This window comes from Janthinobacterium sp. PC23-8 (genome assembly GCF_002250505.1).
Lineage (GTDB): Bacteria > Pseudomonadota > Gammaproteobacteria > Burkholderiales > Burkholderiaceae_D > Janthinobacterium.
Genome location: NZ_NJGY01000004.1, coordinates 302,629 through 325,244, shown reverse-complemented (window position 1 = coordinate 325,244; position 22,616 = coordinate 302,629). Strand labels below are relative to the sequence as shown.

Here is a 22,616-nt window from a genome sequence, read left to right as displayed (position 1 = left end):
CATCAATCAAGGACGAGCATGTGGCCCTATCCACGCACCCTGGCGCACCGCGGCGGCGGCACGCTGGCGCCTGAAAACACGATTGCCGCCCTGCGCTGCGGCCTGGCGCACGGTTACCGCGCCGTCGAATTCGACGTCATGCTGGCCAGGGACGGCGTGCCGGTGGTGGTGCACGATGTGGAACTGGGCCGCACCGTGGCCGGCAGCGGCGCCATACCCGACTACACCAGCGCCCAACTGGCGGCGATGGATGCGGGCAGCTGGTTCGGCGCGCCATTCGCGGGCGAGGGCGTGCCGGCGTTCGACGCGGTCGTCGCTTATTGTCAGGCGCACGGCATCTGGATGAATATCGAGATCAAGCCGGCGCCCGGTGCCGAGGCGGCGACCGGGACGGTGGTGGCGCAGCGCACGCGCCAGCATTTTGCTGACGGCGGACTGTCGCCCTTGCTGTCCTCGTTCAGCATCGATGCGCTGGTGGCGGCGCGCGACGCGGCGCCCGAGCTGGCGCGCGGCTGGCTGGTCGAAGAACTGCCGCAGGACTGGCTGGCGCAGGCGAGACAGCTGGGGGTGGTGGCGATCCATTGCGACCACACGCCGCTGACCCGCGAACGGGTAGCGGCGATCAAGGCGGAAGGCTTCGGGGTGTTCTGCTATACCGTCAATACGGTGGAGCGGGCCAGCGAGCTGCTGGGGTGGGGGGTGGATGGGTTTTGTACCGACAGGATCGATCTCATCGCGCCCGTGCCGGCGATGGCTTAAAACGTCAGCCGTACCCCCGCCGTCAAATTCCGCCCCGTCAACGGCGCCGCGTTCTTGATAAACGAGGTGTGGCTGTACGCCAGCTCATTGGTGAGGTTATTGGCCTTCAGGTAGAACTGGGTCGGCGTGCCGGCTAGGCGCGTGTTGTAGCTGGCCGACAGGTTCAGCATATTGTAGCCAGGCGTGGACGTTTCAAAGGCTGCCACCTTGTCCTGCTTGCCGACGCGGTAGAACTCGGCCACGCCATTCCAGTTCTGCCAGTTGGCGTCCAGTTTCATGCCCAGGCGCCGGGCCGGGATGCGCGGCAGATTATTGTTGTTACCCGCGCCACCGTCGGCCAGCCTGGCCCGCACGTAGTCGCCGAATACGCTGGCGCCGAAGATCGGATTGAGCTGCTGGCGGATCTGGCCTTCCACGCCCGTAAAGGTGGCGTCGCGCTGGGCGTATTCGATCAGCTGGAAGCCTTCATGGCTGTCCAGGGTGGAGCCGAAGATGTAGTTGTCGATCTGGTTGCGGTAGGCGCCCAGCGAGAAGGTGGTGGCGCCCGCGTATTTGCGCACCGTCACATCGATATTGTTCGAGGTTTCCTTGCCCAGGTTTTGATTGCCCAGTTCATAGGTGGCAGTGGCCATGTGCACGCCGTTGGCGTACAGCTCTTCGGCGCTTGGCAAACGGTGCGTGCGCGAGACGGTCGAACCGAGCGAAAACTGCGGCGCGAATTTCCATACGGCGCCCAGCGAGACCGAAATGCCTTTGGCGCTGTGATTCTTCAAGGTGGCGCTGTCGACATCGATGTCCTGCCACTCGTGGCGCAGCGCCGCTTCGAAGCGCCATTGCGCCAGCGTGTATTCCTCGACCAGGAAGGCGGCGTGCTTCCTGGTCAGGGTCGGCGCCACATAGGCTTCCTCGCCCAGCGCCGAAAAATCGCGCCTGGTCGTCTGCAGTCCGACCACGCCGCGCCAGCCTGCCAGCGGCACATGTTCCATTTCCAGGCGCGCATCATGGCCCTTGTTTCTGAAAGTGGTGGCGATTTGCGTGCCTTCGATTTCATCGTGCCTGTAATCGGTCACGGCGGCGCGCAGGCGCAAGCGGGTAAAGCCGGGCAGGGGGTCGCGCAGCTCGCCGCGCACGTCCCAGCGCTCGCTTTTCAGTTTCACGTAGGGCACGGCGCCCGCTTCCTGTTCATGCTCATGTTCCTCGCCTGCCTTATGCTCGCCGCAGTGCAGCTGCGTGCCATGCGGGTGGCAGCTTTCGAATTCATGGTTGTGGCCGGGCAGGCCGTATTCGGCGCGCTGGCTGGTAAAGGCCAGGCCCAGGAAGCCGCGCGCGCCGACCCACGCCGCGCCGACGCTGCCGGTATCGGTGTCGTTGTAGCTGCCGGCCACTGTCGAGCCGCCTTGCCAGCCGCTGCCGACCTTGTATTGTTTCGCATCGCGCCTGACGCCTTCCGCATGGAAGGCGACATTGCCGGCGCCGCCTGTCATCTCGAAGGCGCCGGCCTTTTCACGGGCACCTGAATTGGCGCGCACCTCCGCGCTGCCTTCCCATCCTTTGGCCGGCACGCGGGTCGGAATCTTGTTGTCGATCACATTGACCACGCCGCCGACGGCGCCGCCGCCATAGGCCAGCGCCGACGGGCCGCGCAGCACTTCGACCTGCTCGGCCAGCATGGGTTCGACCGCCACCGCGTGGTCCGGGCTGATGGTGGACGCATCCTGCACTTCGGCGCCATCGGACAGCACTTTCACGCGCGGGCCATCCATGCCGCGAATGATGGGGCGGCTGGCGCCGGCGCCGAAATGGCTGGAGTGGATGCCGGGCTGGCCGGCCAGAGTTTCGCCGAGCGTTGCTTCGCGCACGCGCACCAGTTCATCGCCGTCGAGCACCGTGACAGGCGTGCTCATGTCGTCGCTGCCCAGCGCCAGGGCGCTGGCCGACACGGTCACGGCCGGCAAGGTGGGCGCTTGCTGGGCCAGCGCGGTGGCGGGGGCGGCAAAGGCCAGCATCAGCGCCAGCATCAAAGGGGGCGGGCGGTGAAGAGGGCATGGTGCGTGTTGCGGTGCGGTCATGGGTCAGATCCTTGTCGTGTGACGGTGTTTGCAGGGATTGGGCAAGCAATTATATGATAATGATAAACCATTATCATTAATATGTTAACCGCCAGCCACTACATAGCGAGTGGGTGGTGTATTCTGTTGCCATGGAACGCACAACACGTCAAAAAACCGCCATACAGGCCGCCATCGAGTCGGCCCGGCGTCCGCTGTCGGCACAGGAAATCCTGGAAGAAGCCAGCTTGCAGGTCACGCAACTGGGCATTGCCACGGTCTACCGCAACCTCAAGTCGCTGCTGCTGGAAGAAAAAGTGCAGGTGGTCACCTTGCCCGGTGAAAACCCGCGCTATGAATCGAATGCGGTGGCCAATCACCATCACCACCATTTCCAGTGCACCACTTGCCAGCGCGTGTTCGACGTGCATGATTGCCCTGGCGACCTGAAGCGCATGGCGCCGCAGGGCTTCGTGGTCGAGCGCCACGAACTGACCCTGTACGGCCGCTGCGCCGACTGCAATGGAGCCGACGCGGCGGCGTCGACTCCTGCCAGTCCGGCCGCGCACAGCTGCGCTGATCACGCCTGAGTCCTTGGTCAGCAGGATTTGACAGGGGCCTGTACGCAACAGGCCCTTGCCTGCCTTAATTGCAGGCAGCCATATCACGTATAATCTTCCTTTTCAAGCTGCCGCCACCTTTTGCCAAAAAAACATGAAATCATCTGAAATCCGCGACAAGTTCCTCAAGTTTTTCGAGTCCAAGGGCCATGCCATCGTCCGTTCCAGCTCGCTGGTGCCAGGCAATGATCCGACTTTGCTGCTGACCAACAGCGGCATGGTGCAATTCAAGGACGTGTTTACGGGCACGGACAGCCGTCCCTACACCCGTGCCACCTCGGTGCAGCGCTGCGTGCGCGCCGGCGGCAAGCACAATGACCTGGAAAACGTCGGCTATACGGCGCGCCACCATACTTTCTTTGAAATGCTGGGCAACTTCAGCTTCGGCGACTATTTCAAGCGCGACGCGATTCACTATGCCTGGGAACTGCTGACCCGTGTCTATGGCCTGCCGGTCGACAAGCTGACCGTCACCGTCTATATCGAAGATGACGAAGCCTATGACATCTGGGCAAAAGAAATCGGTGTCCCGGTCGAGCGCATCATCCGCATCGGCGACAACAAGGGCGCGCGCTATGCGTCCGACAACTTCTGGCAGATGGCCGACACCGGTCCATGCGGCCCGTGCACCGAGATCTTCTACGACCATGGCGCCGACATTGCGGGCGGTCCACCTGGCTCGCCTGACGAAGACGGCGACCGCTTCATTGAAATCTGGAACCTGGTGTTCATGCAGTTCAACCGCGACGAAGCGGGCGTGATGCACAAGCTGCCAAAACCGTGCGTCGATACCGGCATGGGCATGGAGCGCCTGGCCGCCGTGCTGCAGCACGTGCATTCGAACTACGAGATCGACCTGTTCCAGCAGTTGATCCGCGCCGCCGCGCGTGAAACCGGCGCCACGGACCTGGAAAACAAGTCGCTGCGCGTGATCGCCGACCATATCCGCGCTGCCGCCTTCATGATTGTCGACGGCGTGATTCCCGGCAGCGAAGGGCGCGCCTATGTGCTGCGCCGCATTATCCGCCGCGCACTGCGCCACGGCCACAAGCTGGGCCAGACGAAACCGTTCTTCTACAAACTGGTCGAGGACCTGTCCATCGAGATGGGCGCCGCTTATCCGGAGCTGGAAGAAGCCAAGGTCAACGTCGCCAACATGTTGAAAGCCGAGGAAGAGCGTTTCGGCGAAACCCTGGAAACCGGCATGAAAGTGCTGGAAGCCCAGCTGGCCAGGGATGCCACCGGCATCGACGGCGCCACCGCCTTTACCCTGTACGAAACTTATGGCTTCCCGCCGGACCTGACGGCCGATATCTGCCGCGAGCGCCATATCGCGTTCGACCAGGAAGGCTATGACGTGGCCCTGAAAGAAAGCCAGGAGCTGTCGCGCAAGGGCGGCAAGTCGCACAAGGATAGCAAGGTTGAGTATGCCGGCGAGAAAAACACCTTCGTCGGCTACGAGCAGCTTACCTTCGGCAGCAAGGTTGTCGCCCTGTACGCAGCCGGCACGCAAGTGCAGCAGCTCAATGCAGGCGAGGCCGGCATCGTGGTGCTCGACACCACGCCGTTCTACGCCGAATCGGGCGGCCAGGTCGGCGACCAGGGCGTGATCACGGTGGGCGCCGCCGCCTTCAAGGTCGACGACACCCTGAAGATCCAGGCCGATGTGTTCGGTCACCATGGCGTACTCGTTACCGGCACCCTGAAGGTGGGCGATGCCGTATCGGCCGACGTCGACACGGGCAAGCGCGGCCGCACCATCCGCAACCACTCGGCCACCCATTTGATGCACAAGGCCTTGCGCGAAGTGCTGGGTAGCCACGTGGCGCAAAAAGGTTCGCTGGTCGACCCCGACAAAACCCGTTTCGACTTCAGCCACAATGCGCCAATGACGGCGGAGCAGATCGCGGCCGTGGAAACCATCGTCAACCAAGAGATCCTGGAAAACCACGCGGTGCAATCGCACCACATGTCGTTCGACGACGCCGTCAAGCACGGCGCGATGGCGCTGTTCGGCGAGAAATACGGCGACGAAGTGCGCGTGCTCGATATCGGCACCTCGAAAGAGCTGTGCGGTGGCGTGCACGTGCAGCGCACGGGCGACATCGGCCTGTTCAAGATCATCGCCGAAGGTGGCGTGGCGGCCGGCATCCGCCGCGTCGAAGCGGTCACGGGCGAGGGTGCGCTGGCGCTGGTGCAAGCGATGAACCGCCGCCTGCTCGACGCCGCCGCCGCGCTCAAATCGAATCCCGAAGAGCTGACGGCGCGCATAGTCCAGGTGCAGGATCATGTCAAGGCGCTGGAAAAAGAACTGGCGGCCCTGAAATCGAAACTGGCGTCGGGCCAGGGCGATGAACTGGTCACGCAAGCGGTCGACGTGAACGGCATCAAGGTGCTGGCAGCGGTGCTCGAAGGCGCCGACGTGGCGCGCCTGCGCGAAACGATGGACAAGCTGAAGGACAAGCTGAAGACGGCCGCCATCGTGCTGGCCAGCGTCACCGATGGCAAGGTCAGCCTGATCGCCGGCGTGACGGCCGACGCCACCGCGCGCGTGAAAGCGGGCGAATTGGTGAACTTCGTTGCACAGCAAGTGGGCGGCAAGGGCGGCGGACGCCCCGATATGGCGCAGGCCGGCGGTACCGACGCCAGCGGTTTGCCGGCCGCCCTGGCCGGTGTGCCGGCCTGGGTCGGCGACAAGGTGAAATAAGCGCCAGGCGAGAAGGCATGCGGGGTGCGTGCCCCGTCATTGCCTGAAAACGGCCCGCCAACCTGGTTGGCGGGCCGTTTTGCTTTGACGCATCTCGTTGTGACCCCACAACAGCTTGTGAACTATTTTGGTGCAGCGCGTCATTGGCCGCGAATTAGCGTAGTATGTCGAAAATCAGTACAACAAAACAATGGTGGGATATTGATGAGCGACACACTACTTGATACCGAGATTATGGAATTTCATAAAGAACTCGACGCGCGGGGCTTGAACTGCCCCTTGCCGATTCTGAAAGCAAAGAAAGCCTTGTCGGAGCTGCAAAGCGGTGAAGTGCTGCGCATCATGGCAACCGATCCCGGTTCCGTGCGCGACTTCCAGGCCTTTGCCAAGCAGACCGGCAACGCCCTGCTGTCGCATGTGCAGACGGGCACCGAGTTTGTCTTCCTGATGCAGCGCAAGTAATTGTTTACCGGGATCGTCACGACTGACGGTCCGCACGGCGCTGGGCGCGGCAGTTTTGCTGCCCTGCAGCGTAGCGCCACATTCCCCTGTTCACCGTCATCGCAAGCAAATTAGACGATTTGCTCTAATTAAAAATCGCACGATCGTGCTTAAATTCGGTTCAAGTTTCAAATTTCTCTTATAATCGTCTTCACACTCAGCATCTGATCCGTCATTTTTATAATTTCCCAAAGGCATAGCTATGAAAGTCTTGGTACCCGTCAAACGCGTGGTCGACTACAACGTCAAAGTACGCGTCAAGAGTGACGGCACTGGCGTCGATACCGCCAACGTCAAAATGTCGATGAATCCTTTCGATGAGATCGCTCTCGAAGAAGCCATGCGCCTGAAAGAAGCCGGCAAGGTCACCGAAGTGGTCGCCATCTCCTGCGGTGTGACCCAGTGCCAGGAAACCCTGCGCACGGCCATGGCCATTGGCGCCGACCGCGGCATCCTGGTCGAAACCACCACCGAACTCGAACCGCTGGCCGTGGCCAAGCTGGTCAAGGCGCTGGCCGACAAGGAACAGCCACAACTGATTATCCTGGGCAAACAGGCGATCGACGACGACAGCAACCAGACCGGCCAGATGCTGGCGGCCCTGCTCGGTTGGCCACAAGCCACCTTCGCCTCGAAAGTCGTGCTGGAAGACGGAAAAGTGACCGTTACGCGCGAAGTCGACGGCGGCCTGGAAACCCTGGCCCTGACCCTGCCGGCCATCGTCACCACCGACCTGCGCCTGAACGAGCCGCGCTACGTGACCTTGCCGAACATCATGAAGGCGAAGAAAAAGCCGCTGGAAACCGTCAAGCCGGAAGACCTGGGCGTCGACGTCAGCCCGCGCCTGAAAACCTTGAAAGTGGCCGAGCCAGCCAAGCGCTCGGCCGGCATCAAGGTGCCGGACGTGGCCACGCTGGTCGCCAAGCTGCGCACCGAAGCCAAAGTCATCTAAGCGGCTTTGCCGCCTCTCCAGAACAATTACAGGACATATCATGGTCGCATTAGTTATTGCTGAACACGACAACGCTACCTTGAAAGGTAGCACCCACCACACCGTCACGGCGGCCGTCCAGTGCGGCGGCGACGTGCACGTGCTGGTCGCCGGCTCGAACGCCTCGGCTGCCGCCGCCGCCGCCGCGCAAATCGCCGGCGTGGCCAAGGTCATCGTGGCCGAGGCGCCCTATTTTGCCGACGGCCTGGCCGAAAACGTGGCCGAACAGGTGCTGGCGATTGCCGGCGACTACAGCCATATCCTGGCGCCAGCCACCGCCTACGGCAAGAACATTTTGCCGCGCGTGGCCGCCAGGCTGGACGTGGCGCAGATCTCGGAAATCACCAAGGTCGACTCCCCGGACACCTTCGAGCGCCCGATCTACGCCGGCAACGCGATCGCCACCGTGCAGTCGAGCGACAAGATCAAGGTCATCACCGTGCGCACCACCGGTTTCGATTCGGCTGCCGCCACCGGCGGTTCGGCTGCCACCGACGCCATCACGGCCGTGGCCGATAGCGGAAAGTCGGTTTTTGTGGGCCGCGAACTGGCCAAGTCGGACCGTCCCGAGCTGACCGCCGCGAAAATCATCGTCTCCGGCGGACGTGGCCTCGGCTCGGCCGAAAACTTCCAGATCCTCGAGCCCTTGGCCGACAAGCTGGGCGCCGCCATGGGCGCCTCGCGCGCCGCCGTCGACGCCGGCTTCGTGCCGAACGACTGGCAAGTGGGCCAGACCGGCAAGATCGTCGCGCCAGCGCTGTATATCGCCGTCGGTATTTCGGGCGCGATCCAGCATCTGGCCGGCATGAAGGATTCGAAAACCATCGTCGCCATCAACAAGGATCCGGAAGCGCCGATCTTTGCCGTGGCCGACTACGGCATCGTGGGCGACCTGTTCGAACTGGTGCCACAACTGGTCAAAGAGTTGGGCTAAAAACGGGGTCAAGTCGTACCCGCCTCAGGTTTTGTTTATTCAAAGCCACGCCGGCCCGCCCCACACGGCGAGCCGCGCGTGGCTTTTTTCTTGGAGATAAGATGAGCTATCAAGCCCCGCTGAAAGACATGTTGTTCGTCATGAACGAGCTGGCCGGCCTGGCCGACATCCACACCTTGCCTGGCTGCGAAGACGCCACGCCCGATACGGCCGAGGCAGTGCTGGAAGAGAACGCCAAGTTCTGCGGCGCCGTAGTGGCCCCGCTGAACTGGCCCAGCGACAAGGAGCCGAGCTTCTGGCACGACGGCCAGGTCACCACCTCGAAAGGCTTCAAGGAAGCCTTCAAGGCCTATGGCGAGGCGGGCTGGCAGGGCGTGCAGCACCCGACCGAATTTGGCGGCCAGGGCCTGCCCAAGTTGCTGGCGACACCATGCATCGAAATGCTCAATGCGGCCAGCATCTCGTTCGCGCTGGTGGCCTTGTTGTCGGACGGCGCCATCGAAGCGCTGCTGACGGCCGGCAGCGACGAGCAGAAAGCGGTTTATCTGGAAAAGCTGGTGTCGGGCCAGTGGACCGGCACCATGAACCTGACCGAGCCACAGGCCGGCTCGGACCTGGCCGCCGTGCGCACGCGCGCCGTGCCGCAGGGCGACGGTACTTATAAGGTGTTCGGTACCAAGATCTTCATTACCTATGGCGAGCACGACCTGGCCGAGAATATCGTCCACCTGGTGCTGGCGCGCACCCCCGACGCACCCGCTGGCGTGAAAGGCATTTCGCTGTTCATCGTGCCGAAATTCCTCGTCAATGCGGACGGCAGCCTGGGCGAGCGCAATGACGCGCACTGCGTGTCGATCGAGCACAAGCTGGGCATCAAGGCCAGCCCGACGGCGGTGCTGCAATTTGGCGACCATGGCGGCGCCATCGGCACCCTGGTGGGCGAGGAAAATCGCGGCCTGGAATATATGTTCATCATGATGAACGCGGCCCGCTTCGGCGTCGGCCTGCAGGGCATCGGCCTGGCCGAGCGCGCCTACCAGCAGGCGGTGGCGTTTGCGAAAGACCGCGTGCAGTCGCGCGACCTGGCGGGATCTGCCGCTCCGGTCTCCATCATCCACCATCCGGACGTGCGCCGCATGCTGATGTCGATGCGCTCGCAAACCGAGGCGGCGCGCGCGCTGGCCTATGTGGGCGCGGCCATCAGCGACGTTGCCCATCACCATCCGGACGCGCAGGTGCGTGCGGAGAGCCTGGCCACCTATGAATACCTGGTGCCCATCATCAAGGGCTGGTCGACGGAAATGTCGCAGGACGTGGCGCGCGACGGCGTGCAGGTGCATGGCGGCATGGGTTTCATCGAAGAGACGGGCGCCGCCCAGCATTACCGCGACGCCAAGATTCTGACGATCTACGAGGGCACGACGGCGATCCAGGCCAACGACCTGGTGGGACGCAAGACAGTGCGCGACGGCGGCGCAGTGGCGAAAGCCATTATTGCCCAGGTGCGCGCCACCGAAGCCCAGTTGGGCGAATTGACGGGCGCGGACTTCCAGGCCATGCAGCGGCACCTGGCCGAGGGCAGTGCGGCTCTGGAGGCGGTGGTGGAATATATGGTGGCCAATATCAAGACGGACATCAAGGCCGTGTTTGCGGGCAGCGTGCCCTACCTGAAACTGGCCGGCATCGTGCTGGGCGGCTGGCAGATGGCGCGCGCGGCCGTGGCGGCGCAGCAGAAGCTGGGCGAGGGCAGTGGCGACGCGGCCTTCTACAAGGCCAAGATCAGCACGGCGCGCTTCTTTGCCGACCACATCCTGTCGCAGGCGCCGGGACTGCGGGCGACCATTGTCGATGGCAGTGCGGGCGTGATGGCGCTGTCGGAAGAGCAGTTTTAAGTTAAACCAACCCCAACCGCAAATGCCGGGGTCGGACCCTCAGGGTCCGACCCCAGTCTTCGCTTTAAGGGGTGTTTTTATCGACGCGTAATGCCGTTACCGGAATTACGCACCAGGTCGCCCGACTGCAGGCCCGGGTCCTGGTCAAACGCGAAATCGGCGCGCGCGCCTGTTTCGTATTGCACCGTCACGGTCCACACCTTGGAATTTTTCACGTGGCCTTCGACCTGCTTGCCGGCGTAGGCGCCACCGGCGGCGCCGGCCAGGGTGGCCAGGTCCTTGCCCAGACCGCCACCGACCTGGCGGCCCAGCAGGGCGCCGGCCACGCCGCCGCCGATCATGCCCAGCGCGCCGCCTTCACCGGCTTTCTCGGTGACATTGACAGCAACCACCTTGCCGCAATCGGCGCACACTTGCTGCTGCTGTTTGGACGGCTGGCTGGCGTAGGAGTTGCCGGCTTTTTGTGCGGCCTTGGCGTTGATGATGGCCTGGTCGTATTCGGTCTTGGCGTCGCGCAGGCACTGCATGCGCGCTTTCGACGAGGTTTCTTCGGCGCACAGTTTTTTGTCATCCGCATAGCGGGTGCTGGCTTGTTTGCTGTCGTAGGCGTACTGCGCCTTGGGCGACATATTGTTCTGGGCAAAGGCGGGCGTGGCGAGCAGGCCGGCCAATGTCATGGCAACGATAATAGCAGGGCGACGAATCATGATCTTCTCCAATAAGCAACCAGCGAGGCTGGTAATCCCACAGTATAGAGGAAAAGCATAATTGCTTGCCAACACGGGCGTGCGCGCCCTTATGCGGGCTCAGCCGTAGGCGCCGCCCGTGTACAGCAGGTCAAACAAACGCGCCATGGTGGCGATCAGGGTGCCCGCGCCCAGCATCAGCGTGGCGACCAGCACCACGGCCAGCGGCCAGCCCGTGTCCGAGGCCCGGCCGGAGCCGGCGTTATAGCGTGCATCCCATTTTTCATCGGGCATCAGGCCCAGCACCAGTGCTTCGAGGAAACCGATCAGGGCGGAAATGGTCAACGGCAGCAGCTGGTAGAACCAGTCGGCCCCGGGCAGCAGCTGACGCAGCGCCAGGCTGGCGGGCAGAGCGGCCAGGTGCAGCCAGCCCCAGCGGTCCGTGGCGCCATGCAGGTAGAAGCGGTGCGCGCCCAGCAAGCCCAGCAGGAAGGCCAGCAGCGAGGTAAAAGCCTTGTTCTTGTGTGAATGTTGCAAGATCGTCGTGGTGGTCATGGCGTTCCGGATGGGCTGCGATAAGGAAGGCCAAGTATCGGCCAAAGCGCCGCGCTTGTGGCAATTAAAATCGCCGGCAAGGTGTGGCGCGATGGGCCACGGATGCACGCGCCTATTGCGTCTTCGGCCCTGACTCGTCATAATGTTTGATTAGCCCAAATTACACGCCCGTCATCATAACGCTTGCTGCCTGGCGGTAAAGCGCGCTATAATTTGCGGCTTTTTCCGCCTCAGCACACTTTTTGGAAATATTATGGTCGTTATTCGTTTAGCTCGTGGAGGCGCCAAGAAGCGCCCTTTCTTCAACATCGTCGCTACTGACTCGCGCAATCGCCGCGATGGTCGCTTCATTGAGCGTATCGGTTTTTACAACCCGATGGCGCAAGGTGGCGAAGTTCCACTGCGTATCACCGCAGACCGTCTGGCCTACTGGCAAGGCGTTGGCGCACAATTGTCGCCAACCGTTGCTCGCCTGGTTGCCAGCAACAACAAAGCAGCAGCTTAATTCAGATCACTGGTTTGACGGTCAAGACTGCATCCGGGGTGAAACTCCCCGATGACCTGGTACAGGTAGGCTATGTCTCCGGTGCCTATGGCATCGCTGGCGGGGTCAGGATCACTCCTTTCTCCGACGACGCGGATGCATTGTTAAGCGTTAAAACCTGGTGGCTTGATAAACCGACCTTGCATGACGTTCAAGTCAGGCAGGCGAAGTTACACGGCGGCGACGTCGTGGCCCAGCTGGTGGGTGTGGTCGGGCGGGATGCCGCGGAGGCGCTGAAAGGCGTATCCGTGCAAATTCCGCGTAGCCATTTCCCGACGCTGGATGCCGATGAGTTTTACTGGTCCGATCTGATCGGGCTGACAGTAGAGAATTTGCAAGGCGAGTGCCTGGGCACGGTGCATGACATGATGAGCAATGGTCCGCAGTCGATTCTGCGCGTCACTCCTGTCGCCACTGCCGATGCGTCAGCTGAAAAGGCGCCCGAGCGCCTGATCCCGTTTGTCGGCCAGTTTGTCATGAATGTTGACAAAGCCGCCAGCAAGATCACGGTTGACTGGGGCCTCGATTATTAAGCCGGCTGCGCTGATCGCGACAGGCAAACTTTCTGCATGGGACTGCGATGCAATTTGATGTCGTGACCCTGTTCCCGGAAATGTTTGCCGCGCTGACGCAGTCGGGAGTGACCCGGCGCGCCTTCGAGCAACAAAAATGTGGCTTGTCCTTGTGGAATCCCCGTGATTTCACGACCGACAATCACCGTACCGTGGATGACCGCCCGTATGGCGGCGGCCCCGGCATGGTGATGATGGCCCGGCCGCTCGAAGCGACCATCAACGCCGCAACGCAGCGCCAGCAGGATCTCGGTCTGGCCGCGCCGCGCGTGGTGTTCATGTCGCCGCAAGGCCGCGCCCTGACACATGAGCGCGTCACGCAACTGAAAGCCGAACCGGGTTTGGTGATTCTGTGTGGCCGCTATGAAGCCGTGGACCAGCGTTTGCTGGACCGTTGCGTCGACGAGGAAATCAGCGTCGGCGACTTCGTGTTGTCGGGCGGCGAGTTGCCCGCCATGGCGCTGATGGACGCGGTGATCCGGCTGTTGCCCGGTGTGTTGAACACCGAGGCGTCGGCGGTCGAGGACAGCTTTGTCAATGGCTTGCTCGATTCGCCGCACTATACGCGGCCGGAAACGTATGAAGGTGTGGCCGTACCGCCCGTGCTAATGGGGGGCAACCACGCCGAGATCGGCAAGTGGCGCCGCCAGCGCATGCTGGAAGCGACCGCGAAGAAGCGTCCTGATCTGTTGGTCAGCGCGCGCGCCGCCGGCTTGCTCAGCAAGACCGACGAACAATTCCTGGCCAGCCTGTAAGTCTTCTCCGGAAGGCAAGCAGGGTGGCTTTGCAGTGCCGGGCATGTTGCCCTTTTGTGTCATACCCATCCTCTACCGGGCGGATAGTCAACTATCCACAGTGCGCCGGCATGATGGTTTTCGGAGTGTTAAAATGGACTTGATTCAACAATTAGAGCAAGAAGAGATTGCCCGTCTGGGTAAATCGATTCCTGACTTCGCACCAGGCGATACCGTTATCGTCAGCGTCAACGTGGTCGAAGGCACGCGCAAGCGCGCCCAGGCATACGAAGGCGTCGTGATCTCCCGTCGTAACCGTGGCCTGAACTCGAACTTCATCGTTCGCAAGATCTCGTCCGGCGAAGGCGTCGAGCGTACGTTCCAGCTGTACTCGCCGCTGATCGCTTCGATCGAAGTGAAACGCCGTGGTGATGTTCGCCGCGCCAAGCTGTACTATCTGCGTGAGCGTTCGGGTAAATCGGCGCGTATCAAAGAAAAATTGCCAAACCGCCGCGTTGTGGCGAAAGCAAGCGCTTAATACCAGCGCCTGCGTTTGGAAGAGGGGGTGCCTATGGGTGCCCCCTTTTTATTTCTGGAGCTGGAGGCTGCTAGCATGGCAACAATTGCGTTTGATCCAAAAAAACTGGCCATCGATGCGATCGCCGGCGAAGCCGCGCTCGATGCGGCGCGCATGACGCCCGAGGCCTTGCGCCAGCGCCTGTCCTCGCCGCCCGACTGGCGGCCCGAGATTACCCAGGATTTTCTGTCGGCCCGCGCCGAACCGGTGCTGGCCGCCGTGTTGATTCCTTTGGTGCAACGCGCCGAAGGCCTGACCATCCTGCTGACCATGCGCACCGAGCACCTGAGCAGCCATGCCGGGCAGGTCAGCTTTCCCGGTGGCCGCAGCGAACTGTATGACGCCTCGGCAGTGGCCACGGCGCTGCGCGAAACGGAAGAAGAAGTGGGCCTGGCGCGCAAGCATGTGGAGGTACTGGGCCAGCTGCCCGATTACCTGACCGGCACCGGCTACCAGGTCACGCCCGTGGTGGGCCTGGTCACGCCGCCGTTCGAACTGCGCGCTGACCCCTCCGAAGTGGCGGAGATCTTCGAAGTGCCGCTCGCCTTCCTGATGGATGGCCTCCATCACCAGCGCCTGTCGGTGGAGTTGCCCGGCGGGCGCCGCTCGTTCTACGCCATGCCGTACGAGCGATTTTACATTTGGGGCGCCACCGCCGGCATGCTGCGCAACTTGTTTCACTTGCTGCGCGCCTGACGCAAGTGGACAACTGTCCAAATATCCGCTTCAATTGTAATAAGTTTGATTCCAGCACGGCACTGCGTTATCGTAGCGGGCATTGCGGTATTGCTGTAAAAGACAAAAAGGACCATTGATGACATTTTTCTCCATACTTTGCGCACTACTGATCGAGCAGCTCAAGCCCTTGCGCGCGGACAATATCATCTACGCCGAAATCAAGAGTATGGCGATGCGCATGGAGACCTGGTTCAATGCTGGCCACGCCAGCCACGGCCGCATCGGCTGGTTCCTGATGATGGGCTTGCTGATGATCCCCACGGCCGGCATTTACTGGGCATTGAAATATTACGAGCTGACCCTGGTTGCATTTGCCTGGAACGTGCTGATCGTCTACCTGACTCTCGGTTTTCGCCACTACAGCCATTACTTCACGTCGATCCAGCTGGCCCTGAGCGCCGGGGACGAGCCGGCCGCGCGCACCCTGCTGGCCGACTGGACCAAGCTCGACACGGTCGGCATGGACGCCAGTGAAATCTCGCGCATCGCCGTCGAACGCGCCCTGATCACCACGCATCGCAATGTATTCGGCGTCTTCTTCTGGTTCATGATGCCGCTCGGCCCGGCCTGCGCCGTGATGTACCGCGTGGCTGAATACCTGGCGCGCGCCTGGAACGAACCCGAGCATATGCGCAATGAAGCGTTCGGCCAGTTCGCCGCGCGCGCCTTTTACTGGATCGACTGGATCCCCGTGCGCCTGACGGCCGTGGCGTTTGCCGTGGTCGGCAACTTCGAGGATGCCATCTATGCCTGGCGCAATTTCGCGCACCGCTGGCATGACGAAGCGATCGGCATCATCCTGACGGCCGGCGGCGGCGCCATGGGCGTGCGCCTGGGCACGCCGGTCGAGACGGCGGCGCGCATGCTCATCACGCCCGACATGGCGGTTGACGACAGCGACAGCGAAAGCGATATCCTGCCTGGCGAAGAGCCCGGCGCGCGCGCCCTGCAAAGCACGGTGGGCCTGGTCTGGCGTGCCTTGCTGCTGTGGATGCTGTTGCTGTTGTTGCTATCGGGCGCGATCTTCCTCGGCTGATGCGCGTCATGCGGCAAGCGCAATTCGATTAGAATAAGGGGCCGGCGCGACAGGTGTGCCGGCCCCTTTTGCATGCGGCCGGCGCGAGGGGCGCAGATCGAGGTAGAACCCAAGTCTTCTATAAGATATAATACTCACTGTCCGCAAGACGCACCGAACCACCAGCCCGGTTTACCCGCCGGGGCCATTCACGCAATCCAGTCCCGACAAGCCACATGGCCGAGTTACCTCAAAACAACGGAGAACTCTCAGACGAGTTCTTCATCCTTGGTCTTACCAGCAATGGCAAGCAATTTCGCCCCAGTGATTGGGCTGAACGCCTGTGCGGAGTGATGTCCTGTTTCAATCCCGAGGGTGGCGGGCGCAATGCGCACCTGCAATATTCTCCCTACGTGCGCCCGACCATCGTCAACGGCGTCAAGTCGGTGGTGGTCAACACCAGGCTGCGCGAGATCGAACCGATGGCGTTCCACTTCGTGCGCGAGTTTGCCAAGGATAACGACCTGCAGATCGTCGAAGCCTGCTTCCTGCCGCCCAAAGAAGGCAAGTAAGCAGCTTTCGCCTGCCGTCAGCGCCGCGCCACGCGCGCATACATGAAAAAATTCAAGCTTGAAACAGCTGGCCGCAGACGCGGGCCTGAGGGTTTTGCTTGTCAGGTGAGTATGCAATTCAAGCTTGAAACGGCGGGCCGGAGACGCGGACCTGAGAAAATGCCGATGGCGGCGTTGCGGCTCCTTGCCGTACATGCGTACTGTCTGCGTCGCCGCGCCTTGCCCTCGACATTTTTCAGGCCCGCTTGGCCCGGAAAGCCCTTGCTGGCGATCAGGGGCGTTGCATATTTTGCTGGTTTGCTGATGAAGCAGGAAAACTCCATGGTTATTGCTGAAAGTCAGCTTGCACCCCATTGCGGACCTTGCGCCGTGAGCGACCAGGTTGTACTTCCGTCTCATGAGCAGCAGCGTTCAAGTGCCAGCGGAACAGCTGTTGGGTGCCGTAGAATGTCGCGATGTACCGCTCTCAGTGTGCATTGGAAATTGAGACAGACGTGCGCTCATCAGAAATTATAAAAACCGTGCAAAAACTCTTCTGGACTCTGCTACTGCGCACTGCTTCTACGTGAAATCCCTAAGCGGTACATCACGTCCAGCAACTGCTACCTGGATTTTTTATCGCGTTCAAAAAATATTTCCGTAACTGCCCTAAAATGGATTTTTTCTATGGGGGAACGATGAACGCAAACGAAGAAGGCGACGATGTGATTTCTGTCGGGTTGCAGCATGTCGTCGAGGCATCATCGCATTGGTTGGAGCTGTTCGACAAAGCATTTGGGCAGGAAGGCGTGCCGTTCCAGCAGCGGCCGCTAAAAGCTGCGATGTGGCTTGTAAAGGATGGAATTCTGGAAATTTCCGGTAGCTCAAAGGAGAAATATTGGTCGCAGCCTTGGTTCACTGAAATCGTCATAAGTATAACGACGTGGTACAAGGACCGTTACGGTGCGGCGGCATTTGCGTCTGAGAAGGACTATTTAGGTGGCGTCATACTGCTGAGGGGAACACCTGTCAGGCTGGATATCCGTCGGATAGTCGACAAAGTCCAGATTGAGGGTGAGACCGCATGGATGATTTATCCGGACGCTATTCACGAGTCCGAAAGCACGCTCACGTTTTTCGCATCGAAGCCCAAACTCGATTCGCTATCAACTGCTGACCAAGCCAAACTGGTGGCGAACGTTGCGACAATCGTTTCTCGAACTAGAAGAATTAACCTGGCGCTACAATCGGCTGACATTCTAACTCCTGAGGGACAGAGACTCCGTGATGGCGTATGGGTGCACGTTGAACAAGCGGTGAACAATATCGCGGGCCTAAATTCTGCGGTAGCTTCTATTGGTGCATGGGAGCTTCATCTTGCTGTCGAAAAAGCGTTCAAAGTTTTTCTGCTTCAGCACGGCAATCCCAACCTAAAAGCCTTAGGTCATGACATGGCACAACTGAATACTGCCGCTGAGGCGCGAGGACTGAATGTCGACCCCTCTGCTTTAAAGAAATTGCCCCATTGGAAAAAAGCCAGCCGTAGTCGGTATTCGCAGGACGAGATGGCGCTTGCAGACGTGGTAGCGATTTACGACGTGGCCTTGCAATTGATGGCTGAGATAACCGAGAAATTATCGCGTGAGGTCGTGTTGAACAACGCCGGATTCCTGCTAAAGAAACCGGACTGGGTGTGAACACGAACATCAATAGACCAGCCGACATTAGGCATCGAACTGGTTAGAAGTGGTCATTGGTGAGGGGCTGCCATTGGCCGACAGTTGACCGCCCGACCTCAAGCAGATGGCGACCGTATGTCCGTCAAATACCCGGCAGGCCAAACGGCATCGTCCAGGTAATAGCCATGGTCTGCGAATACCGGAAAAGGATTGTCCTTGAATCGATGCCAATGTCTCGCGTTTTCGTTCCACTGCTCGCCCTCCGTATGGCAAATCGTGCAGGTCTGTGAGCAAGTCGTGATGGTTGATCGCCTGCGCCGGACAGAGTATCTGGAATGAACTCGCCGTTTCTTCAACGAAGGCGTGAAAAAAGCGGCGCCGGTGGTGACCGGGCCGCTTTGCAGCTAATGCCTGAAACTTACTTGGCCGCTGCCGCTGCCACCGGTGCTGCTGCCGCCGTGGCCGGACGGTTCAGCCAGAAGATCCAGTAGCGGGCCAGGTCGCTCACGCCTTCACCGCCCTGTACCGTTTCCAGCACCTTGATGGCTTCATCTTTCTTGCCAGCCATCGCCAGCGAATAGCCGAGGCGCAGCTTGGCGTCTTCAGGACGCTTCAGGCCGCCCTTGGCGATGCCTTTCTGGATCAGCTCGATACCCTTGTCGAACTGGTCCATCGTGACATAGGCGTAGCCGAGGTTGATCAGGCCCGTGCCGTCCTTGCTCTTGTTGGCCGCCGCTTCACCGCTGGCGATGCTTTTCGCATCGTCGGCGGCGGCCTTGTTGGCCTGGTCGCGCAGTTTCTTGTGCTTGGCGGCGTTCGCGCCCGTGCCCAGCAGGCCTTTGGCAAAGCCGGCGTCGAGGGCTTTTTTCGCTTCCGTGGGGAAGGCATTGGCCAGCGCGATTTCCGCCATGTCGCTGTAGTCCCGCTCGGGCATGCTGCTCACGGCTTTGAATTGCAGGCGCAGCACGTCGAGCGCGAAGCGGTCGGAATAGCCGGCCTTGCCTTGCACGCGGCCCAGCAGGTCGGTCCAGTAGTCATCCGACGGGTAGTACCGAACCAGGTTTTCCATGGCGATCAGGTAGGTCGCCGGGTCCTTGCTTTTCGAGCCCGTGTTGGCCAGCAATTGCAGCTCTTCCAGGGTCGGCGCCTGGCCCGCCTGCTGCTTGGCGGCCAGGTCGGTCATCAGTTCCTGCTTGGCGCGCGCGAAATCGTTGTTGAAGTAATAGGCGCGGATAATGTAAGGGCGCACGCTGGCCACGTCGCCGGTTTCCGTCTGGTAGCGGGTGAACCATTTGATGGCGTTTGCATAATCCTTGGCGTTGTAGTGATAGTTGGCCAGGGCCTGGATGAAGTCGCCTTGCGATTTCTTGTCCAGCTTGCCCGATTCGATCACCGCTTCAAGCGCCGGCATGGCCATTGCCGCATTGTTGGTGGTCGACGCGAGCGCCACGCGCAGGCGGTTGATGACAAAGGTTTCATAGGGCGTCAAGGCAGGGGTGGCCGCTGCCTGGTCGATGCGGCTTTGCACATCGGCGTAATTCTTCGCATCCATCGACGCCTTGACGGCGGTCGGATCGAGCAGCTTGAAGATTTCAGGGCGCACGGTATCGGCTGGCGCGGCGGCAGGCGCGCCAGCGGCTGGCTTGGCGTCCTGGGCGTGCGACAGCGCAGGCAGGGCATTGAGACCGATGGCGGCCAGGAGCAAGCTGATACGGGCGAGACGGAAATTGGACATGGTCAATCCTTCAATCAATAACAAAAAGGCGCTCCGGCACGCGCTGCTGCGGATCGCGCGGCGGCTATGCCTGGGGGCAGGGATAATGGGAAAAACAGGCATTCTGCCACTCCGTACGCGCGAGGCCAAGGGTGGCAGCATGATCAACATGGTCTATTGTCACATAAACGGGCCGGGCCGGGCGCCTGGCGTGTGCGCCGGCATGCCCGGCGCAGGCGCTCAACTGGTCCTGGCGACTTTGCTCAAATGCCGCGGCGCGTCCGGGTCCATGCCGCGCGCTTGCGCCAGCCGGGCCGCCATCACATAGAAGCACTCGATGGCAAGGATGGGGCGGCCACGCTGTTTTCCTGGCCGGCGCGTAGCGGCATGGCCCATTCGGCGGCGTGCGCCAGCGGCGAATCGCTATCGTTGACCAGCGCCACGGTGGTGGCGCCGCCGTCGCGGAAATACCGGATCGGCTCGACCACGTCCGGACTCTGGCCCGACTGCGAGATCGCGATGGCCAGGGTGTCGCGTGTTTGCAAGGGCGACTTGTTGAGCGTGACCAGCGACATCGGCAGCGACGCCACCACGCGGCCCAGGCGCGCCATGATCAGGTAGGCGAGGTAATTGCAGGCGTGGTCCGAGCTGCCGCGCGCAATCGTCAGCGCGGTGGAGAACGGCGTGCGCCTCAAGGTGCGGCCCAGTTCCGCATAGCGTTGCGTGTCGCTGGCCAGTTGCAGGGCGACGCAGTCGGCGGCGGAAACGGCTTCTTCAAGCATCATCGAGGTCACAGCGTTCTCCTTCTATATACACGGCTTTGAGGTTCAGGTCGCGGTCGAGCACCACCAGGTCAGCCCAGGCGCCGGGGACCAGCCGGCCGCGTTCCTGCAAGCCCAGGTAATCGGCGGCGTTGGTCGACACGCGGCGCGAGGCGTCGGCCAGATCCAGGCCCAGTCCGACCAGGTTGCGCAGCGCCTGGTCGAGCGTCAGGGTGCTGCCGGCCAGGGTGCCGTCGGGCAGGCGCACGCCGCCCAGGCACTTGTGCACGGCCTGGCGGCCCAGCATGTACTGGCCGTCCGGCATGCCGGTGGCGGCGGTCGAATCGGTCACGCAGTACAGGTGGGGAATCGCGCGCAGCGCCGTTTTGATGGCGCCCGGATGCACATGCAGCAGATCGGGGATCAGTTCCGCGTATTGCGCATGGGCCAGCGCGGCGCCCACCATGCCCGGCGCGCGGTGGTGCAGGCCGCTCATGGCGTTGAACAGGTGGGTAAAACCCGAGGCGCCGTGTTCGAGCGCTGCCACGCCATCTTCATACGAACCGCTGGTATGGCCGATCTGCACGCGCACGCCGCGTTCGGCCAGCTGGCGCACCAGGTCCAGGTGGCCGTCGATTTCCGGTGCCACCGTGATCACGCGCAGCTGCGCCAGCGTTTGCAGCCGTTCGATTTCGGCCAGCGTGGCGGCGCGCGCGTAGTCCGGCTGCGCACCGAGCTTGCCGGCGTTGATGTAGGGGCCTTCCAGGTGGGCGCCCAGCACGCGCGCCGTATTGGGGCGGCGCTGTTTTGCCGCCGCGCCGATGGCGGCCAGCGCCATCTCGATGTCTTCCGGCGGCGCCGTCATGGTGGTGGCCAGGAGGCTGGTGGTGCCGTGGCGCGCATGGATGGCGGCAATCGCGTACACCGCGTCGCCGCCCTGCATGACGTCGCGGCCAGCCCCGCCATGCACGTGCAGGTCGATAAAGCCGGGCAGGATATAGTCGTCGCTGTTCTGCGAAGGATGGCCGGCGGCGCCGTCGATGCCGGTCACGCGCTCGCCGAAGGCGATGGCGCCGTGGACCCAGCCGGCGGGAGTGAGGATATTGCCCCCGATAGTAGTATGGTTCATCTGTTGGCTCCGTTAAGTATGCAGCATGACAGCCGCTGGCGCACCAGCAGCAGGGCGCCGGCCGCCGAATCGCCCTGCGCCGGCACCACCCTGTGCAGCAGGGCTGCGGGCAGGTAGGCACGCAGGGGCGCTGCCAGGCCGCCGCACAGCGCCAGCGGCAAGGTCGCTTGCGGATCGAGTGCGCTGGCGATCAGCGCGACCTGGCGGCCCGCTTGCGTCAGCAATCCGTGCGCCACGGTATCGGCGCTTGCGTATTCGAGCACCAGGCGCGCCAGTTGCGCGTAGGTGGTCTGGTTGGCCGCCGCCAGCCAGGCTTGCATGGCGTCGCGGTGGCCGCCGCAAGCGTTGACGATGGCGCTGGAAAAGGCGCTGGCGGGCACCCGGCCGTCGACGGCCTGCTGCGCATGGTTGACCGCGCGCATGCCGATCCAGGCGCCGCCCGCTTCGTCGCCGGACGGAAAGCCCCAGCCGCCCACTTCCCGGCGGCTGCCGTCGGCATGCAGCACTTCGCCCACGCTGCCGGTACCGATCGCCACGATGGCGCCGGCCTGGCCGCCATGGGCGCCGAGCAAAGTGGTCAGAGCGTCCGATTCGAGCGCCAGCTGGGCATAGCCGGGATTGTGTTCGATAAAGCTGGCCGCCCATTCTTTGTTGTGCACGCCAGCCATGCCCAGGCCGATGGCCATCTGTTGCAGCGGCGGTGGCGCCAGGCCTGCCTGATGAAAGGCCAGCGCGACGGCGTGCGCCACCGCCGCCCAGGCCTTGGCAATGCCGTGCGCGAGACCCGACGGGCCGCTCTGGCCCTGCGCCAGTTCCTGCCCGTCGGGACGCGCCAGGCGCACCCGGGTGCCGCTGCCGCCGCCGTCGACGCCGATAAGGTATTCGATCATGTGTTGTCCATGGTGGAGG

The 22,616-nt window shown here is 62.1% G+C and carries 22 protein-coding genes and 1 pseudogene; 15 read left to right on the top strand and 8 right to left on the bottom strand.

The annotated features are described in order from the left end of the window. The first annotated feature begins 18 nt into the window (after positions 1-18). Positions 19-759: a glycerophosphodiester phosphodiesterase gene (ugpQ, locus tag CD932_RS25115; RefSeq protein ID WP_094445610.1), complete on the top strand. Its 741-nt coding sequence runs from the start codon at positions 19-21 to the stop codon at positions 757-759. On the opposite strand, the gene CD932_RS25110 is transcribed toward ugpQ, so the two are convergent. Continuing rightward, positions 756-2,765 carry a TonB-dependent receptor gene (locus CD932_RS25110; protein WP_094445862.1) on the bottom strand — a complete coding sequence of 670 codons (2,010 nt, stop codon included), beginning with the start codon at positions 2,763-2,765 and terminating at the stop codon, positions 756-758. The two genes, ugpQ and CD932_RS25110, sit on opposite strands and share 4 nt — an antisense overlap. Positions 2,766-2,959: 194 nt before the next feature. Here CD932_RS25110 and CD932_RS25105 point away from each other — a divergent pair, with 194 nt between their 5' ends. The 6 genes from CD932_RS25105 (at position 2,960) to CD932_RS25080 (ending at position 10,452) form a co-directional block, all read left to right on the top strand. Further along, positions 2,960-3,397, top strand: coding sequence for a Fur family transcriptional regulator (locus CD932_RS25105; RefSeq protein ID WP_094445609.1), 438 nt, complete (start codon positions 2,960-2,962; stop codon positions 3,395-3,397). A gap of 124 nt (positions 3,398-3,521) precedes the next feature. Further along, positions 3,522-6,134 (top strand): alanine--tRNA ligase, encoded by a 2,613-nt coding sequence (gene alaS / locus CD932_RS25100; protein WP_094445608.1) that lies wholly within the window; start codon positions 3,522-3,524, stop codon positions 6,132-6,134. A gap of 204 nt (positions 6,135-6,338) precedes the next feature. Next, positions 6,339-6,596 (top strand): sulfurtransferase TusA family protein, encoded by a 258-nt coding sequence (locus tag CD932_RS25095; protein WP_225317265.1) that lies wholly within the window; start codon positions 6,339-6,341, stop codon positions 6,594-6,596. 241 nt (positions 6,597-6,837) lie between these two features. Beyond that, positions 6,838-7,587 carry an electron transfer flavoprotein subunit beta/FixA family protein gene (locus CD932_RS25090; protein ID WP_094445607.1) on the top strand — a complete coding sequence of 250 codons (750 nt, stop codon included), beginning with the start codon at positions 6,838-6,840 and terminating at the stop codon, positions 7,585-7,587. Between the two features lie 40 nt (positions 7,588-7,627). Beyond that, complete coding sequence (locus CD932_RS25085) at positions 7,628-8,560, top strand: electron transfer flavoprotein subunit alpha/FixB family protein (RefSeq protein ID WP_094445606.1); 933 nt, start codon at positions 7,628-7,630, stop codon at positions 8,558-8,560. A gap of 101 nt (positions 8,561-8,661) precedes the next feature. After that, positions 8,662-10,452 (top strand): acyl-CoA dehydrogenase, encoded by a 1,791-nt coding sequence (locus CD932_RS25080; protein WP_094445605.1) that lies wholly within the window; start codon positions 8,662-8,664, stop codon positions 10,450-10,452. Between the two features lie 77 nt (positions 10,453-10,529). On the opposite strand, the gene CD932_RS25075 is transcribed toward CD932_RS25080, so the two are convergent. Both CD932_RS25075 and CD932_RS25070 read right to left on the bottom strand, forming a co-directional pair. Next, positions 10,530-11,159 (bottom strand): glycine zipper 2TM domain-containing protein, encoded by a 630-nt coding sequence (locus CD932_RS25075; protein ID WP_094445604.1) that lies wholly within the window; start codon positions 11,157-11,159, stop codon positions 10,530-10,532. A 99-nt stretch (positions 11,160-11,258) separates the two neighbouring features. Then, positions 11,259-11,693, bottom strand: coding sequence for an NINE protein (locus CD932_RS25070; protein WP_094445603.1), 435 nt, complete (start codon positions 11,691-11,693; stop codon positions 11,259-11,261). A 253-nt stretch (positions 11,694-11,946) separates the two neighbouring features. On the opposite strand from CD932_RS25070, the gene rpsP reads away from it, so the two are divergent. The 7 genes from rpsP (at position 11,947) to CD932_RS25035 (ending at position 16,445) form a co-directional block, all read left to right on the top strand. Beyond that, positions 11,947-12,198, top strand: coding sequence for a 30S ribosomal protein S16 (gene rpsP / locus CD932_RS25065; protein WP_010395524.1), 252 nt, complete (start codon positions 11,947-11,949; stop codon positions 12,196-12,198). 38 nt (positions 12,199-12,236) lie between these two features. Continuing rightward, positions 12,237-12,770, top strand: a complete 534-nt coding sequence (gene rimM, locus CD932_RS25060; protein WP_176461132.1) for a ribosome maturation factor RimM — start codon at positions 12,237-12,239, stop codon at positions 12,768-12,770. Positions 12,771-12,817: 47 nt separating this feature from the next. Further along, positions 12,818-13,564 carry a tRNA (guanosine(37)-N1)-methyltransferase TrmD gene (gene trmD, locus CD932_RS25055; protein ID WP_094445601.1) on the top strand — a complete coding sequence of 249 codons (747 nt, stop codon included), beginning with the start codon at positions 12,818-12,820 and terminating at the stop codon, positions 13,562-13,564. 133 nt (positions 13,565-13,697) lie between these two features. Further along, positions 13,698-14,081 carry a 50S ribosomal protein L19 gene (gene rplS / locus CD932_RS25050; protein ID WP_035825414.1) on the top strand — a complete coding sequence of 128 codons (384 nt, stop codon included), beginning with the start codon at positions 13,698-13,700 and terminating at the stop codon, positions 14,079-14,081. 75 nt (positions 14,082-14,156) lie between these two features. Further along, positions 14,157-14,816: a CoA pyrophosphatase gene (locus CD932_RS25045; RefSeq protein WP_094445600.1), complete on the top strand. Its 660-nt coding sequence runs from the start codon at positions 14,157-14,159 to the stop codon at positions 14,814-14,816. Positions 14,817-14,934: 118 nt separating this feature from the next. Beyond that, positions 14,935-15,894 (top strand): CobD/CbiB family protein, encoded by a 960-nt coding sequence (locus tag CD932_RS25040; protein ID WP_094445599.1) that lies wholly within the window; start codon positions 14,935-14,937, stop codon positions 15,892-15,894. Positions 15,895-16,109: 215 nt separating this feature from the next. After that, entirely contained in the window at positions 16,110-16,445 is a 336-nt protein-coding gene (locus CD932_RS25035; RefSeq protein WP_094445598.1) for a DUF3579 domain-containing protein, read from the top strand. 101 nt (positions 16,446-16,546) lie between these two features. Here the strand turns inward: CD932_RS25035 and CD932_RS28480 are convergent, their stop codons facing one another. Then, positions 16,547-16,768 (bottom strand): hypothetical protein, encoded by a 222-nt coding sequence (locus CD932_RS28480; protein WP_141213368.1) that lies wholly within the window; start codon positions 16,766-16,768, stop codon positions 16,547-16,549. Between the two features lie 354 nt (positions 16,769-17,122). Here CD932_RS28480 and CD932_RS25030 point away from each other — a divergent pair, with 354 nt between their 5' ends. Continuing rightward, on the top strand, positions 17,123-18,121 hold the full coding sequence (locus tag CD932_RS25030; protein ID WP_141213367.1) for a hypothetical protein: 999 nt from the start codon (positions 17,123-17,125) through the stop codon (positions 18,119-18,121). Between the two features lie 400 nt (positions 18,122-18,521). Here CD932_RS25030 and CD932_RS25025 read toward each other — a convergent pair whose 3' ends face one another. From CD932_RS25025 to CD932_RS25005, 4 genes and pseudogenes are all read right to left on the bottom strand, one after another. After that, the gene (locus CD932_RS25025; protein WP_094445596.1) at positions 18,522-19,838 is read right to left on the bottom strand and encodes a hypothetical protein; all 1,317 of its coding nucleotides are present in this window, start codon (positions 19,836-19,838) and stop codon (positions 18,522-18,524) included. Positions 19,839-20,167: 329 nt separating this feature from the next. Beyond that, positions 20,168-20,602 (bottom strand): annotated as a pseudogene (locus CD932_RS25015) (SIS domain-containing protein); the annotation flags it as partial. Then, complete coding sequence (gene nagA / locus CD932_RS25010; protein WP_094445594.1) at positions 20,592-21,707, bottom strand: N-acetylglucosamine-6-phosphate deacetylase; 1,116 nt, start codon at positions 21,705-21,707, stop codon at positions 20,592-20,594. The gene nagA and the pseudogene CD932_RS25015, both read right to left, overlap by 11 nt. Continuing rightward, the gene (locus tag CD932_RS25005; RefSeq protein WP_094445593.1) at positions 21,704-22,597 is read right to left on the bottom strand and encodes a BadF/BadG/BcrA/BcrD ATPase family protein; all 894 of its coding nucleotides are present in this window, start codon (positions 22,595-22,597) and stop codon (positions 21,704-21,706) included. The genes nagA and CD932_RS25005 overlap by 4 nt, the downstream gene beginning before the upstream one ends. Positions 22,598-22,616 lie beyond the last annotated feature (19 nt).